11 protein-coding genes are annotated in these 15,458 nt (G+C 68.8%); 4 read left to right on the top strand and 7 right to left on the bottom strand.

The annotated features are described in order from the left end of the window. Window positions 1-95 precede the first annotated feature (95 nt). The 5 genes from acpA to QO011_RS05805 all read right to left on the bottom strand — a co-directional run bounded on the left by acpA (window position 96) and on the right by QO011_RS05805 (window position 9,425). Window positions 96-2,738 (bottom strand): acid phosphatase, encoded by a 2,643-nt coding sequence (gene acpA, locus QO011_RS05825; RefSeq protein WP_307268870.1) that lies wholly within the window; start codon window positions 2,736-2,738, stop codon window positions 96-98. A 201-nt stretch (window positions 2,739-2,939) separates the two neighbouring features. Continuing rightward, window positions 2,940-4,769, bottom strand: a complete 1,830-nt coding sequence (locus QO011_RS05820; protein WP_307268868.1) for an extracellular solute-binding protein — start codon at window positions 4,767-4,769, stop codon at window positions 2,940-2,942. Continuing rightward, window positions 4,766-6,661 (bottom strand): extracellular solute-binding protein, encoded by a 1,896-nt coding sequence (locus tag QO011_RS05815; RefSeq protein ID WP_307268866.1) that lies wholly within the window; start codon window positions 6,659-6,661, stop codon window positions 4,766-4,768. The genes QO011_RS05820 and QO011_RS05815 overlap by 4 nt, the downstream gene beginning before the upstream one ends. Before the next feature lie 92 nt (window positions 6,662-6,753). Continuing rightward, window positions 6,754-7,995: a GNAT family N-acetyltransferase gene (locus QO011_RS05810; RefSeq protein ID WP_307268863.1), complete on the bottom strand. Its 1,242-nt coding sequence runs from the start codon at window positions 7,993-7,995 to the stop codon at window positions 6,754-6,756. A gap of 44 nt (window positions 7,996-8,039) precedes the next feature. Continuing rightward, window positions 8,040-9,425 carry a lipopolysaccharide biosynthesis protein gene (locus tag QO011_RS05805; protein ID WP_307268860.1) on the bottom strand — a complete coding sequence of 462 codons (1,386 nt, stop codon included), beginning with the start codon at window positions 9,423-9,425 and terminating at the stop codon, window positions 8,040-8,042. A gap of 143 nt (window positions 9,426-9,568) precedes the next feature. Between QO011_RS05805 and QO011_RS05800 the strand changes: the two genes are divergently transcribed. The 3 genes from QO011_RS05800 to QO011_RS05790 are packed head-to-tail and all read left to right on the top strand — an operon-like array spanning window position 9,569 to window position 11,618. Further along, window positions 9,569-9,760 (top strand): twin transmembrane helix small protein, encoded by a 192-nt coding sequence (locus QO011_RS05800; RefSeq protein ID WP_307268857.1) that lies wholly within the window; start codon window positions 9,569-9,571, stop codon window positions 9,758-9,760. 34 nt (window positions 9,761-9,794) lie between these two features. Further along, a complete protein-coding gene (locus QO011_RS05795) occupies window positions 9,795-10,379 on the top strand; it encodes a cob(I)yrinic acid a,c-diamide adenosyltransferase (RefSeq protein ID WP_307268855.1) in 585 nt (194 codons plus the stop codon). A gap of 51 nt (window positions 10,380-10,430) precedes the next feature. Further along, a complete protein-coding gene (locus tag QO011_RS05790; RefSeq protein ID WP_307268852.1) occupies window positions 10,431-11,618 on the top strand; it encodes a lytic murein transglycosylase in 1,188 nt (395 codons plus the stop codon). A gap of 132 nt (window positions 11,619-11,750) precedes the next feature. Here the strand turns inward: QO011_RS05790 and QO011_RS05785 are convergent, their stop codons facing one another. Further along, the gene (locus QO011_RS05785) at window positions 11,751-13,253 is read right to left on the bottom strand and encodes a sensor domain-containing diguanylate cyclase (protein WP_307268849.1); all 1,503 of its coding nucleotides are present in this window, start codon (window positions 13,251-13,253) and stop codon (window positions 11,751-11,753) included. A 239-nt stretch (window positions 13,254-13,492) separates the two neighbouring features. Between QO011_RS05785 and QO011_RS05780 the strand changes: the two genes are divergently transcribed. Beyond that, complete coding sequence (locus tag QO011_RS05780; protein WP_307268846.1) at window positions 13,493-14,926, top strand: sodium:proton antiporter; 1,434 nt, start codon at window positions 13,493-13,495, stop codon at window positions 14,924-14,926. 35 nt (window positions 14,927-14,961) lie between these two features. Here the strand turns inward: QO011_RS05780 and cpdR are convergent, their stop codons facing one another. Further along, a complete protein-coding gene (gene cpdR, locus QO011_RS05775; protein WP_307268844.1) occupies window positions 14,962-15,324 on the bottom strand; it encodes a cell cycle two-component system response regulator CpdR in 363 nt (120 codons plus the stop codon). Window positions 15,325-15,458: the final 134 nt, after the last annotated feature.

Genomic DNA, 15,458 nt, shown 5'->3' with positions numbered 1-15,458 from the left:
ACAAAGCCGCCTTCGGGCGGCTTTTTTGTTGGGTCTGCCCGGAGGCAAGCCGGGGAGGCGGCGATCCGCGCACGGCGGACCGCCGCCGGTGCTGATCAGCGGCCCAGTTCGCGCAGATAAGCCATACGAGCGATCACCGCAGTGTTGGTGAAGTCGGTGAACACGCCGTCGACGCCGAGCCGGAAGAACTTCAGGTACTCCTGCTGCGGATCGCCATTGTAGTCGCCGGCCAGGTATTTCTTCTCGTTGCGGAACGTGAAGACGTGGACGAAGAGGCCGGCCTTGTGCGCGTCGGCGATGACGCTGGTCGGCGGCTGGGTCCTGGCCTGGCGCGTCGATCCCGTGAACGGGGTGCCGTCGGCGTTCTTGTCGGTCCAGGGCGAGATCTCGACCGGCACGATCTGCGGCTTCCACGGCCCGATGCCGTCGGCATAGGTCTTGATCTCGGCAAGGCCGGCCGGGGTCAGCATCGCGTCGAACCAGCGGGGATCGCCGGCGACCGTCCAGTCATAGGGGCGGCTGTCGACGATTTCGTTGTAGATGACATGGCCGGTCTTGAAGTCGACGTCGTAGCCGTCGATCAGCTGCACGATCTTGGTCTTCAGGCCGTGCGTCCGCATGTATTTCAGGCTGCTCGGCTCGAAGCTCTGCACGAAGATCGGCGCATCGGGGCTGTTGAGGCCGTTCTGCTCGATGATCTTGATGAAGGCATCCTCGAGGGGGTGGCTGCCGGGCGCGCCGCAGCCGTTGGCGATCGCCTGCTCATCGTTCCAGGTGGGGTTCTTGGACTCGGGATAGACGGCGATCGGCCGCCCCGTCGCCTGACTCTTGGCCTTGGCGATGTCGACGATCTCCTGGAAGCTGAGGATCGGGAACTTGCCGTTGAACTCCTTGGGCCGCTCGCTGGCCGCGTCATAGGTGGTCCCGGCGAACCAGGCCTTCAGCTCGGCCAGGGTGAAGTCGGTGATCGACCAGTCGTTGGTGTGGTCCTCGCCGTCGACGATCAGCGACTTGAGCACGGACTTCGGATCGGCTGGATCGGTCCGGTCGGTCAGATAGTCCGACGGGCCGCTGTCGGGCGTCGCCGGCCAGGCGACCTTGACCTTGACGCCCGGCACCGTGCGCTTGCGCGCGGCGACGTCCGGGTTGGTCTTGGCGACCTCGGAGACGTTGGTGTTGTCGCTGAGCCAGGGATTGTGGCGCGCCACCAGCACGCAGTCCTTGGTGAGATGGAGGTCCTCCTCCAGGGCGTCCGTGCCGAGCTCGGCCGCCATGTCGTAGGAGGGCAGCGTCTCCTCGGGCATCAGGCCGGGCAGGCCGCGGTGCCCGACGACCAGCGGCGGCTTGCCGTCGAGCGTCAGGAACGGCTTGGGCTCGGCGCTCGCATGCCGGCTCTCGTCGACGAGGGCGTTGCGCAGGTCCGGCGAAGCCGCATCGCGTGTGGCGAGCGGGGCGAGGCCGTAGCGCACCTCGATCGTCTTGAGGATCGCCGTGGTGTCGTAGACGGTGTGATCGACGAAGCCCTTCCTGGCGAAGGGTGAGAGGATGAGGGTCGGCACGCGCGTGCCCGGGCCCCAGCGGTCGACCTTCGGCGGGGCGACATGGTCCCAGGTGCCGCCATTCTCGTCCGGCGTGATGACGAGCAGCGTGTCCTTCCAGTTCGGGCCGGCTTCCAGCGCCGCGACGATCTCGGCGACATGGGCCTCGCCGGTGGTCAGGTCGGCATAGCCGGGATGGAGGTTGTCGCGGCCGACCGGCTTGTAGAAGGAGACCGCCGGCAGCGACCCGCTCGATATGGCCGCCTTGAAGTCGGCAAGGTCCTTGAGATGCTCCTCGCGCGCCGGCTTGCCCGGCGCATAGGCAGCGAAATAGTTGAACGGCTGATGATGGGACTGGAAGTATTCCGGCGCCGCATAGACCTTGATCTTGCCGGAAACGGCGTCGGCCCAGCCGCCGGAATACCAGGCCCAGCTGATGCCCTTCTCGCTCAGCCGGTCACCAATGGTCGGCAGGGTCTGCAGCGGGAGACGCTCCTCGGGCTTGGACTCGGCCGAATAGGGTGGCGAGCTCGGCTGCAGCGTGTTGATGCCGTAGCCGTCGGGGCTGACGGCGCCGTCCCGCACCCATTTGGGCGGACCGTCCATGGCGCTCCGGGGCGAATCGGGCGCCCGCGCCAGCCATCCCGTGGCCGGATCGACGGCGGCCACCATCGAGGCCGGCGCATTGGGGAAGACCGGGGTGCAGGCGCAGACCAGCCAGAAATGGTTGAGGAACGAGCCACCGAAGGCGGCATGATGGAAATGGTCGGCGAGCGTATAGGCCTTGGCCATCGCCCACAGCTTCTGGTCGCTGCCGTCGTAATAGCCCATGGTCAGGCCGCCGGCGTCCGACACCGCCGCGAAGCGGTCGTTCTTGCCGCCGTCGATCTGTTCCTGCTCCTGGTAGAACTTGTGGACGAGGTCGCCGGTCTTCTCGCCCTGCGGCAGGTAATCGTCCATCAGGAACGGCGCGTTGGCGAGCTCGCCGGGAAGGCGCCCGTCGACCTTGCCCTTGGCCAGCAGAGCCGGCGGCAAGGTCCTGAGCGCGCTGCCGTCGGTGTCGACCTGCAGGGCGACCGGCATGCCCGGCCGCAGCCCGTCGGCGCCGGGGAACTCCGAGAAAAGATTGTCGAAGCTGCGGTTCTCCGTATAGATCACCACGATATGGTTGATCCGGGCAAAGGGATTGTCCTCAGCCATGGCCGGAGCGGCCAGGCACAGGGCCAAGCCAGTCGAACCTGCGAATCTCCGGATCGTTCTGCGAAACTGCGTCATCGCCGTCCTCCCACCGCCGAGGTCGGGACCACCGCCGCCCCGGCGCGCCGACCCTTTTGATGGCGCGCCGGCCTGACGGGCTGATGACAGCGGGAGGGCCGGGTGAACCGCGGCCCGGCGAGGCAGCTATTCCTTAGACCACCAGATGTCCGGGGCGCCGCGGGCGTAGCGTGGCTTGGTCTCGGGATGGATGAAGACGTCCCAATAGGCCAGCCAATGCTCCGGCTTGGACCATTGCGGGATCCAGTAGAAGCCGGCGCGCAGCACCCGGTCGAGCGCCCGGCAGACGGTGTCGAGCGCGTCGCGGCTGTCGGCGGCGATGATCTTCTGCAGGAGCGCGTCGACCACGGGATCGGCGATGCCGGCCATGTTATAGGAGCCGTTGGTAGCGGCCGCCCTGGACGACCAGGTGAAGACGACATCGTCCCCCGGGGTCAGGCCGAAGGAATAGCGGCGCACCAGCATGTCGAAATCGAAGACGTCGGCCCGGGCCTGGAACTGGGCGGTGTCCACCAGGCGGTAATTGGCGTCGATGCCGAGCCGCGACAGGTTCTTGATCAGCGGCGCGGTGTGACGCTCCAGGGAATTGTCGTCGTCGAGGAACTCGATGGTGAAGGCCTCGCCCTTGGCGTTCCTGAGCTTGCCGCCGTCGATGCTCCAGCCCGCCTGCTTGAGCAGGCCCGCCGCCTCGCGCAGCAGCGTGCGGTCCTCGCCGGAGCCGTCGGAGACCGGCGGCAGCACCGCGTCGCCGAACACCAGCGGCGAGAGCCTGTCCCGGTAAGGCTCCAGCAGCGCCAGCTCTTCCGCCGACGGCTTGCCGGAGGCCATCATGTCAGAGTTCTGGAAGAAGGAGACGGTGCGCGCATAGGACGAGAACATGATGGTCTTGTTCGTCCATTCGAAGTCGAAGGCCATGCCGAGGGCCTGGCGCACCCTGGGATCGGCGAACTTGGGCCGCCTGGTGTTGAAGAACCAGCCCTGCGCCGCCGAGGGGGTCTGGTCGGGCAGGGTCTCGCGGCGCACGCGATTGTCCTTGGCCGCCGGGAAGTCGTAGCCGTTGGCCCAGATCCAGGAGGTGAACTCCTCGCGGAACAGGAAATTGCGGGCCTTGAACGCTTCGAAGGCGACGGCACGATCGCGGTAATAGTCCCAGCGCAGCCGGTCGAAATTGTTGGTGCCGACCTCGATCGGCAGAGCCTCGCCCCACCAGCTCTTGACCCGCTCCAGATCGATCGACTGGCCCGTCTGGAAACGGCCGACCTTGTAGGGGCCGGAGGAGAGCGGCACGTCGAGCGAGGGTTGCTCGAAGTCGCGGCCGGCCCACCAGGCCTTGGAGAAGATCGGCAGCGTGGCGACGAGGAGCGGCAGGCTGCGGCCGCGCCCAGGCGCCAGCGTGACGCGCACCATGTCCGGCGCCTCGGCCACGGCCACGACGAAGGAATGCAGCGGCTGGGCGAAATAGGGATGGCCCTTGGCCTTGATGGTGTTGAAGGACCAGGCGCAGTCCTCCGCGGTCAGGGGCGAGCCGTCGTGGAAGGTGAGGTTCTTGCGCAGGCGGAAGCGATAGATCAGGCGGTCGGCCGAGACGATCACGCTTTCGGCGGCCAGGCCATAGAGCGCGTCCGCCTCGTCATTGGCGCGCGCCATCAGCGAGGCAAAGCACAGGTCCATGCCCGCGGCGCCGTCGCCTCTCAGGCAGAAGATGTGCAGCGTGTCGAAGGAGTTGAAATTCTGGTTGCCGATCAGCTGCTCGATCTGGCGGGAGAAGGTCCCGCCCTTCGGCGCATGCGGATTGACATAGTCGAGCGCCTGGAAGTCGCGCGGATATTTCAGGTCGCCGAAGGTGGAGAGGCCATGGCTTTCCACCTCCTGGCCGCGCACGCCCGCCGGCAGCAGCGCAGCGGCGGCGCCGGCGACACCGAAGGCGAGGACGTCGCGGCGGGTGGGGCCGCTCATTTCGCCGCCCCGCTCTTGGCGGCCTTGGCGGCGTCGTACCACCACACGGAGAGCAGCCCGCCGTCCGTCGGCCTGTCCGGCAGAACCGCCGGGCCGGAGAAGCGATCCCATCGCAGCGTGCGCCAGGTCGGCGAGCGGTATTGCGGCACCACGTAGTTGTGGGCGAGCAGCACGCGGTCGAGTGCCTTGGTGGCGGCGACCAGATCCTCGCGGGAGGAGGAGAAGATAACACGGTCGATCAGCGCGTCCACCCCCGGATCCTTGATGCCCATCACATTGTCAGACCCTACGCGGTCCGCTGCCGCCGAGCCCCAATATTGCCGCTGTTCATTGCCCGGCGACTGCGATTGAGCAATGCTCAGCATGATGATGTCGAAGTCGCGGTTGTCGACTCGCGCCTTATACTGCGCGGAATCGATGGTGCGGATGGTCACGACAATGCCGAGACGCTCCAGCGCCGGTTTGTAGGCGAGCGCCAGCCTTTCGTAGCTGGCATCATCCAACATGAATTCGGCCGTCATCACCTCGCCGGTGGCGACATTGGTGAGCTTGCGGTCCTTGACCTCCCAACCAGCTTCCTTCAGGAGCCGGAGAGCGTCGCGCAGATTGGCGCGGCGTGCCTCCTCCGTGCCGTTGACCGGGTTCTGGTAGGGCGTGGTGAACACCGAAGGCGGCACCTTGTCCTTCACCGCCTCGAGGATCTCCAGCTCCTTGCCCTCAGGCAGGCCGCTGGAGGCGAGGTCGAGCCCGGCGAAATAAGAGTCGATCCGGGTGTAGAGACCGAAGAACAGCGTGCGGTTCATCTCCTCGAAGTCGAAGGCGAGGTTGAAGGCGCGGCGCACGCGCTCGTCCTTGAACTTGTCGCGACGCAGGTTGAACATGTAGGCCTGCATCCGGCCGGAGCTGTGGTCCGGGAATTCCTGCTTGACGATGCGCCCGTCCTTGACCGCCGGGATGTCGTAGCCGGTCATCCATTCCCGGGCGATGTTCTCCAGCTGGAAATCGACCGTGCCGGCCTTGAAGGCCTGGCGGATCACCATCGGGTCGAGGAAATAGTCGTAGCGGATCTCGTCGAAATTGTTCTGGCCCTTCTCGGTCGGCAGGTCCGCCGCCCACCAGTCCTTGACCCGCTCATAGGTGACGGAGCGGCCGGCCTCGAAGCTCTTGACGCGGTAGGCGCCGGAGCCGAGCGGCTTTTCCAGCGTCGGCTTGGTGACGTCACGCGGCTTGCCGTCCGGCCCCGTCGCGGTCCACCAGTGCTTGGGCAGCACCGTCAGCTGGCCGACGATCAGCGGCAACTCGCGGTTGCCGGCCTTGTCGAAGGTGAAGGTGACCTCGTGCTCGCCGGTGGCCTGCGCCTTGGCCACGTCCCTGTAGTAATAGCCGTATTGCGGATTGTTCTCCTTCTGGACCGAGAAGGACCAGACCACATCGTCCGGCGTGATCGGCTGGCCGTCGTCCCAGCGCGCCTTGGGATTGAGGCGGTAGGTGACGGAGGAGCGGTCCTCGGGGAACTTCACGCCGTCGGCGATCTCGCCATATTGCGAGAACGGCTCGTCCAGGGAGCCGGTCATCAGGGTCTGATAGATCAGGGCGATGCTGCCCGCCGCCTGGCCGCGCACCGGCACGATGTTGAGGCTGTCGAAGGAGCCGTAGGCCGACAGCCGCAACGCGCCGCCCTTGGGAGCATCGGGATTGACGTAGGCGAAATGCTGGAAGCTTTCGGGATATTTGAGGTCTCCGAGCAGGGACACGGCATAGCGCCACTCCTGCTGCTGGGCCGGCGCCGCGGTCGCGGCCATGAGCGCCATGCCGGCGAGGGCCAGGGCGGCCCAGCCACGCAGCCGCGCCCAACCACCGCTCTTCGAAGTCTCAGGCCTGTCCACGCGCATCGTCGCATCCGGTTCGCAATCGGCCGATTATGCGCGGCAGGACCGGCGGCGCAAATGATCTCGTCGTAATCTTGCGAGGCGGCCTCCGACGGTCAGCGCAGCCGCAGCCGCGCCAGCACCGCCTTGGCCGCGATCCGCGCCTCGCTGCGCGCCCGTTCCAGCGCCAGGGCGAGGCGCAGCCGCCAGGAGCCGCCCGGCCTGAGATCGACCAGCCAGTCAGCGACGCCCAAGCGCTCGCGCCAGAGGTGGTCGATCATGGGATGGCCGGGCTCGGCAACCGAATCGATGGCGGCGACGCTCGGCTGCGCCAGAAGGTCGCGCGTCACGGCGAGGGCGACCTGCACGCCCGGCGACAGCTTGGCGTGGCGCTCGTCATAGGCGACCTTCCAGAAGATGGCGCGGTCGCCGCCGACGAGGCCGATGCCGGCGGCGATCGCCCGGCCGTCGAGCTTGAGGAGATGCACGCGCATCGCCCCGTCGCGCGCCATCGCGCCGGCGGCGGCGCGCAGGAAGGCGGCGCGGTCGGCGCGCTGCAGCGTCGCCGTGCGGGCATCCCGACCCTTCCAACCCTCGAGCTCGAGCTGCAGGAACGCCTCGACCGCCGCCGCCACCTCCTCGGGAGTGATGGCGATCTCGGCGGTGAGCGCCCCCATCTCCGCCAGGCGGCGGTGCTGGCGGGCCAGCTCCTTGCGCTTGCGCGGGGCGACCGCCTGCTCGACATAGTCGCCGTCCCCCCGCGGCAGGGCGAAGGCGCGGCGGTGGCGGCGCAGCACCTGGTGGCGCAGGCCGCGCGCGGCCATCGCCTCGGCGAGCACGCGGGCGGCGGCGCCCTCCTCCGGCAGGAAGGCGAACAGGGCGAAGCGAGCCGCCACGGGGCGACGGCCGAGCCAGTCGAGCAGGGCTGCGGCGGCCTCGCGACCATGGTCGCGGTCCAGCAACGGCACGCCGAGCGGGGCGTAGTTGTGGGTCATGCCCTCGGCAAGGCCGAAGGGCAGGCCCCAGCGCCGGCTGGCCGGGGCAAAGGCCCAGAGGCCGACCAGCATGGTCTCGACCGCATCGGTGCGCCAGACGGCCGCGACCTCGCAGCCGCGCGCATCGGCGAGATCAGCGAGCGAGGCCGAGACGAAGCCATGAGACAGGAAGGGATTGGATTCGAGCGCCCGCGCCGTGAGGGCGTCCCAGGCCGGCGCGAGACGGCCGAGATCGGCGAGCCCGAGCCGCTCCACGGCATAGCCAGCGCTCGGGCGCGCCTCGACGCCGGCCGGCGCGCCGGCACGGCCGCGCAGGGCAATACCTTCGAACGCGGCCGGTGCGCTGCGCAGAGTATGGGACATGCCCGCCATGATCCTCGCCTCGCTGCTTCTCCGGTCGTGCCGGATCAGGACACCTGACGCTTCGGACCGCCCCAATAGAAGACGTGGAGGCCGAGACGCCGCTTGGTGATGAGGAACAGCAAGATCGATTCCAACACGAGCGCGGCAGCGGTCGCGACGGCGGCGCCGGTCAGGCCGAACCAGGGCACCAGCGCCAGGTTCAGGCCGATATTGGCCAAGAAGGCGAAGGCGTAGACGACGGCGCAGATCCCCTGGTGCCCCAGCATGTTGAGGAGCTTCTCCACCGGGCCGATCGAGGCCCGCGCCAGGAGCCCGACCACCAGGATGGCGAGCAGGGGATAGCCGTCGACGAAGCCCGGGCCGAACAGCCAGAGCAGCGGCTTGCCGAGCGCCAGGATCACCAGCGCCATGGCGAGGGACGGCAGGAAGGTCCAGCGGATCGAGGCATGGACGAAGGCGTTCAGCTCCTCCGGCCGGTCGGCGACGTGGTACTCGGTGAAGCGGTGCGCCGAGGCCGCCGCCACGGCGAAGTAGACGAAAGCGACCAGCGAGACCAGCTTGGTGGCGGCATAGTAGGTCGCGACCTCGGCGGGCGTGGCGAAGCGCTCCAGCACGATCACGTCGCAATAGGTCAGCGAGAGGTAGAAGCCCTCGACCAGGAATTGCGGGAAGGAGATCCTCAGCCAGGTGCCCGGCGCATAGCGCCGCGGCCCGGGCGGCACGCGGCTCGGCAGCCGCCGGTTCAGCATCGCCATCTGCCAGAGCGCGGTCGCCCAGGTCGAGACGAGGGCGGCCCACATGGCGGCGACCGCATCGGCCTCGAGGCCGGCGAGGTGCATGGCGGCGAGCAGGCCGAGCAGCAGCAGCGGACGCACGAGATAGGCCGGCGCCATCGCGAGGCTCGCCCAGTCATAGGTGCGGGCGATGCCCTCCTGGATCTCGGTGACGACGAAGAGCGGCAGGCAGGCGAGGCCGAGATAGAGCGGCACCATGAGGACGGGATCGAGACGGGCGCCGAACAGCACGAGGCCGAGCGCCCCAAGCCCGGCGAAGCCGGCTCCGAGGGCGAACACCAGCCAGCGCCCGCCATGAAGGAAGCCGCGCAGCAGATCCCATTCGCCGCGCTTGGCATAGGTGGGGATGAAGCGCTGGCTCGAGGAGGCGAGACCGATATTGGTGACGGTGCCGAGCAGCAGCACCCAGGTCCAGACATAGACGTAGATGCCGAACTCGTGCGCACCGATCCAGCGCGCCAGCACGATCTGGGTGAGAAAGGCGAGGCCGGCATTGACGATGCGGAAGAGATAGGCGAAGCCGGCGAAGCGTTGGGCGACGCCGCTGGCGCTGCGGTCGCCGAGCCAGCGGCGCAGGCGCAGGCGCAAGGCTCGATAGGCTCCCGCTTCGTCCGGCCGGCCCGTCACGTCAGCCATTGCCCATCCGCCGTGCTCCGAGCGACCGGCGATCGCCGGCGCCCCGGCCTCACTAGCAACGGACGTTTAAGAAACGGTGTGGGACGCCCTTTTTCCCGGCGCCGCGCTTTCGCGGCCGGGCCGGGTGCACTAGATTGCCGGGCATGCGTTCCGTCCTCGACTATCTCGTGCCCATCGCCGTCGGCGCCGTCGCGGTCGTGCTGATCTTCGGCCTCGGCAACATGCTGAAGGGCGGCAGCCCGTCGCGCTCGCAGCAGCTGATGCGCCTGCGCGTGCTGCTGCAGGCCGTCGCCATCGTCATCATCATGACGGCGATCTATTTCGCCCGCAAATGAGGCGGCCCGAACACCCGTCCGGAGGCGAGACGACATGGTGCGGCTGAACCGGATCTATACCCGCACGGGCGACGACGGCACCACCGGGCTCGGCACGGGCGAGCGCCGCTCCAAGGCCGACCTGCGCATCGAGGCCTATGGCACGGTCGACGAGGCCAATGCCGCTGTCGGCCTGGCGCGCCTGTCGGCGGCGCGCGAGGACGGCGAGGTCGACGCCATGCTCGGCCGCATCCAGAACGACCTGTTCGACCTCGGCGCCGACCTGTGCACGCCGGAAGGCGGCGAGCGGGAGATCACCTGGACGCCGCTGCGCGTCACCGCCGGCCAGGTGGAGCGGCTCGAGCAGGAGATCGACGCGATGAACGCCGCGCTCGACCCGCTCAAATCCTTTGTCCTGCCCGGCGGCACGCCCGGAGCGACGGCACTGCACCTGGCCCGGACGATCTGCCGGCGGGCCGAGCGGCTGATGGTCGGCCTTGCCGCCACGGCGGGCGAGCTGGTCTCGCCGGAGGCGCTGCGCTACGTCAACCGCCTCTCCGACCATCTGTTCGTGGCGAGCCGCCTCCTCAACCGCAAGGCGACCGGCGACGTGCTGTGGGTGCCGGGGCAGAACCGGTAGGCGGCGAGCGCCGCCATGATTTTGTTTACCTTAACGAGGTATGAGAGGGGCATGATCAAGCCCTTCGCCCTCGCCATTGCCCTCCTCGCCGCGGCCTCGGCGCCGGCGGCCGCCCAGAGCTTCGACGGCTGCCTTGCCGGCCTGCGCGCCCAGTCCGCTGCGGCCGGCATCTCGGCCGCCGTGTTCGACGCCCAGACCCGCGGACTGCAGCCGGACATGAGCGTCATCGACCTCATGAACAAGCAGCCGGAGTTCAAGACGCCGATCTGGGACTACATGGCGAGCCTGGTCGACGACGAGCGCATTGCCGACGGGCGGCGCATGCTGGCCAAATGGGCCAATGTGCTGAACGCGGCGCAGCGCCGCTACGGCGTCGACCCGGCCGTGGTGGTGGCGGTGTGGGGCGTCGAATCCAATTACGGCCAGAAGGGCGGCGACCGGCCGCTGGTGCGCTCGCTGGCGACGCTGTCCTGCTACGGCGGACGACGGGCGGGCTACTTCCGCAGCGAATTCTTCGCCACGCTGAAGATCATCCAGCGCGGCGACGTCGATCCCGCCCATCTCGTCGGCTCCTGGGCCGGCGCCTTCGGCCATACGCAGTTCATGCCCTCGACCTTCCTGCGCATCGCCGTGGACGCCGACGGCGACGGCCGGCGCGACATCGTCGATTCCGTGCCCGACGCCCTCGCCTCCACCGCCAATTATCTCGCCAAGTCCGGCTGGGCCAGCGGCGGGCGCTGGGGCTTCGAGGTGGCGCTGCCGGCCAAGTTCAACGCGGGCCTCGCCGGCCGAAGCCGCAAACGCGCGCTCTCGGCCTGGGTCGCTGCCGGGGTGACGCGCGTCGACGGCTCGGCCCTGCCCAAGGGCGACCAGCGTGCCGGCATCCTGCTGCCGGCCGGCCCGCGCGGCCCGGCCTTCCTGGTGTTCAAGAATTTCGACGTGATCTATTCCTACAACGCCGCCGAATCCTACGCGCTGGCGATCGCGCATCTCTCCGACCGCATCCGCGGCGGCGGGCCGATCGTCACGCCCTGGCCGACCGACGATCCCGGCCTGTCGCGGGCCGAGCGCCGCGAGCTGCAGACGCTGCTCGCCCAGCGCGGCTACGACGTCGGCACGCCCGACGGGGCGATCGGCGACAAGACCCGCACCGCGGTGATGGACGTGGAGCGGCGCCTGGGCTGGCCCCAGACCGGCCGGGCCGGCATGAAGATCCTGGTGGCGCTGCGCAAGCAATAGGCGGGGCGGCGTCCGCGGCTTCGAGCGTGACCGCTTCGAGTTGAATCGATCACCCCCTCATCTCTTCGCTTTTACGCTTTTGTTTCGGCGCGTCTTTGCGATGCTTGGCGAGTCCGCCAAATCGCAAAACGCTTAGGCCACGGCGCGGCGCCGGGGCATGGCCGCACGAACCACGCGGTTGCGGCCCTGGCGCTTGGCGCGGTAGAGCGCCTCGTCGCAGCGCGCCAGCATGTCCTCGAACTCCTCGCCGGCGATGAACTGCGCCACGCCGAAGCTGGCGGTGACGGCGATCCCGGCCGTGCCCGCGTCGATCGGCCGGGCGGCGAGGGCGGCGCGCAGGCCCTCGGCCACCCTGGCCGCCGCCTCGATGCCGACGCGCGGCACGACGATGACGAACTCCTCGCCGCCGAGGCGCCCGGCCATGCCGAGGTCCGGGGGAGCCGCGTCCTGCAGGAGCATGGCGAGCGCCGCCAGCACGCAATCGCCGGCGGCGTGGCCGTGGGTGTCGTTGATGTCCTTGAAACGGTCGATGTCGATGGCGATCACCGACAGCGGCTGGCCGCGCCGGGCGACGCCGGCGACGAGCGCCTGGCCATGGGCGATGAGGGCCGGGCGGTTGGCGAGGCCGGTGAGCGTATCGGTCATGGCGAGGCGCCGCAGCTCCTCCTCCAGCACCTTGCGGCACTCGACCTCCGCCTCGAGGTCGTGCCGCGCCGCATTGGCGTCGGCGATGGCGGCTTCCAGGTCCAGGGCCTGGCGCTCGAGATGGCCGTTCATCGCGATCAGCTCGGTGCGGGCACGCTCGAGCTCGAGGTTGACCCGCTTCAGGGCGGTGACGTCGGTGAGCGACAGGGTGAAGCCGTCGCCGAGCGGCGCCGCCGACACGGAGAACCAGGCCAGGGCGCCGCTGTCGCGATACTCCATCTCGAAGCTGCAGGGCTGGCGCGTCTCCACCAGGCCGGCGAGGCGCGCGAACACGCCCGATTCGAGGAAATGCGGGAAGAGCTCGAGCAGGCAGCCCTTGACCAGCTCGCCGGGCGGGCGGCGCAGCAGCGCGGCAGCCCGCTCGTTGGCGAGCAGACACACGGCGTCGACGATGCGGCCTTCGGCGTCGCGGATGCAGCGGGCCCGCAGGATGCCGCCCGGGGTCGAGTCCAGCACCGTGCGGATCATGTCCTCGACATATTCGAGCGGACGCAGGAAGACGAGGAGGCAGATGCCGCCACCGCGGCCCCGGCAGGGCAACACCAGCCGCTCCCACAGCAGAACTTTCTCGCATTCCGGCGCGGTGTGGATGGCATAGGCGGGCTCGGCGCGCCGGACGACGGTGGCAAAGCAGCGCCGGACGAACGAGCGGGAGGGCTCGGCGAGGCCGCTGACATGGGGATGGCGCCAGTGCAGCCCACGCTCCTCGGCAAGGCGCGAGCCGACGACGGCATAGTGCCAGTCGTCCTCGCCGGCCGGCTCCACCCACAGGAGATAGGGCTCGAGCCGCGCGACGCCCTCCGCCCAGACCGCATCGGCCTCGGGCAGGCCGCCCGCACCGGCATGCCGGCGCCAGACCGACAGCAGCGCTCCGGCATCCGCGGTCTGGATGTGCCGGTCGATGTCGGTCTCGCGGAACTCGAAGTACATGGATTGCTCCCGTTGTGCCGAGCATGCCGCGCAACCCCTTCGACATGATTGAAGCCGCGCACCCGCGGCCGCGTCGACGCGCGGATCTTCTGAGAGGGTTAATGCCCGATTGACGCCCTCGTGCGAGGAATCGGACGAGAATGCCGGCGGGCGCCTTCCCGCCCCCGCCCCTGTCGGCTACATCCGCTGCCAGGCAGGGTCTCCCGAACCCTGCCCAGGCGGCGCGGAGGCGGCAGGCGATGCGGACGGCAACGACGACCACGGCGGCAGCCGCGATCCTGGCGGCGCTGCCGGCGCCGGCCTGGGCGGCCGAGGCGATCGACGGCGCCGGCCTGTCCCTGGCCTGGGCCGTGCCCTTTGCCGGCCTGCTCCTGTCGATCGCGCTCGGCCCGCTGGTCGCGGCCAGGTTCTGGCACCACCACTATGGCAAGATCACGCTGGGCTGGGCCCTGGCGGCGGCGGTGCCGCTGGCGTTCGTCTTCGGCACCGGGCCGGCGAGCCAGGCCATCGCCCATGCCCTGCTGCTCGAATATATCCCGTTCATCGTGCTCCTGTTCGCGCTCTTCACCATGGCGGGGGGCGTGCTGGTGCGCGGCAACATCCATGGCAGCCCGGCGACCAACACGGCGCTGCTGGCGATCGGCGCGGTCTGCGCCAGCCTGATCGGCACGACAGGCGCCTCGATGATCCTGATCCGGCCGATGATCCGCGCCAATGACGACCGGCGGCACAACGTGCACGTGGTGGTGTTCTTCATCTTCCTGGTCTCCAACATCGGCGGCTCGCTGACGCCGCTGGGCGACCCCCCGCTGTTCGTCGGCTTCCTGCGCGGCGTCGACTTCTTCTGGACGACGCGCCACCTGGCGCTGGAGACGCTGTTCGTCGCCGGGACGGTGCTCGCCGTGTTCTTCCTCCTCGACAGCTGGCTCTACCGGCGCGAGGGCGTCATGCCGCGCGACCCGACGCCGGACACGCCGGCGCTCGCCCTCTTGGGCAGCGCCAACTTCCTGCTGATCGGCGGGGTCATCGCCGCCATCCTGATGAGCGCGCTGTGGAAGCCGGGCCTCGCCGTCGAGGTGCTCGGCAACCGGCTGGAGGTGCAGAACCTCGCCCGCGACGCCATCCTGCTCGTCCTGGCGCTGGTTTCGCTGAAGATCACCCGGCGGGAATGGCGCGAGGAGAACCGCTTCGACTGGGAGCCGATCCGCGAGGTCGCCAAGATCTTCGCCGGCATCTTCGTGTGCATCGTGCCGGTGCTGGCGATGCTGACCGCCGGCAAGCACGGCGCGCTCTCAGCCCTGGTGGCGCTGGTGTCGCATGCCGACGGCAGCCCGAACACGGCAGCCTATTTCTGGCTGACGGGCGTGCTCTCCTCCTTCCTCGACAACGTGCCGACCTATCTCGTGTTCTTCGAGCTGGCCGGCGGCGACGCGAGGACGCTGATGGGCTACGTGCCCGGGCAGGAGGCGATGGCCGCGACGCTGGCAGCCATCTCCTCGGGCGCGGTGTTCATGGGCGCCAACACCTATATCGGCAATGCGCCCAACTTCATGGTCTACGCCATCGCGCGCCAGGGCGGCGTGAAGATGCCGTCCTTCTTCGGCTACATGCTGTGGTCGGGGCTGGTGCTGCTGCCGATCTTCGCGGTGGCGACGCTGCTGTTCTTCGCCTGACGACCGCGGCGGCGGTGCCGGATTCCTCGAAAAGCTCAGGCCGCCTTCAGGAGCTTCTCGACCTCGTTGACCAGGTCCTTGAGGTGGAAGGGCTTGGAGAGCACCTTGGCGTCCTTGGGGGCGTTGGAATCGGGGTTGAGGGCGACGGCGGCAAAGCCGGTGATGAACATCACCTTGATGTCGGGGTCGAGCTCGGTGGCGCGTCGCGCCAGCTCGATGCCGTCCATCTCGGGCATGACGATGTCGGTCAGGAGCAGCTCGAACGGTTCCTCGCGCAGGCGGTGATAGGCGGACAGGCCGTTGTCGTAGGACGAAACCTCGTAACCCGCATTCTGCAGGGCCTTGACCAGAAAGCGGCGCATATCGTTGTCGTCTTCGGCCAGAAGGATCTTGTTCATATGCTTGCCCTGCGAATCCGCGCTGCTCGCCCGTGCGCTCATAAGAGCCCGACATGGTAAATGCCGGGTTTAAACGATCCGGCAAGGCCGGGCAGGAATTTTTTGCGGCTGCGCGACGAAGGTTCCCGCCATGC

The sequence above is a fragment of the Labrys wisconsinensis genome, assembly GCF_030814995.1.
GTDB lineage: Bacteria > Pseudomonadota > Alphaproteobacteria > Rhizobiales > Labraceae > Labrys > Labrys wisconsinensis.
The sequence above is the reverse complement of the archived record's forward strand: the minus strand, read 5'-3'. Positions and strand labels throughout refer to the sequence as shown.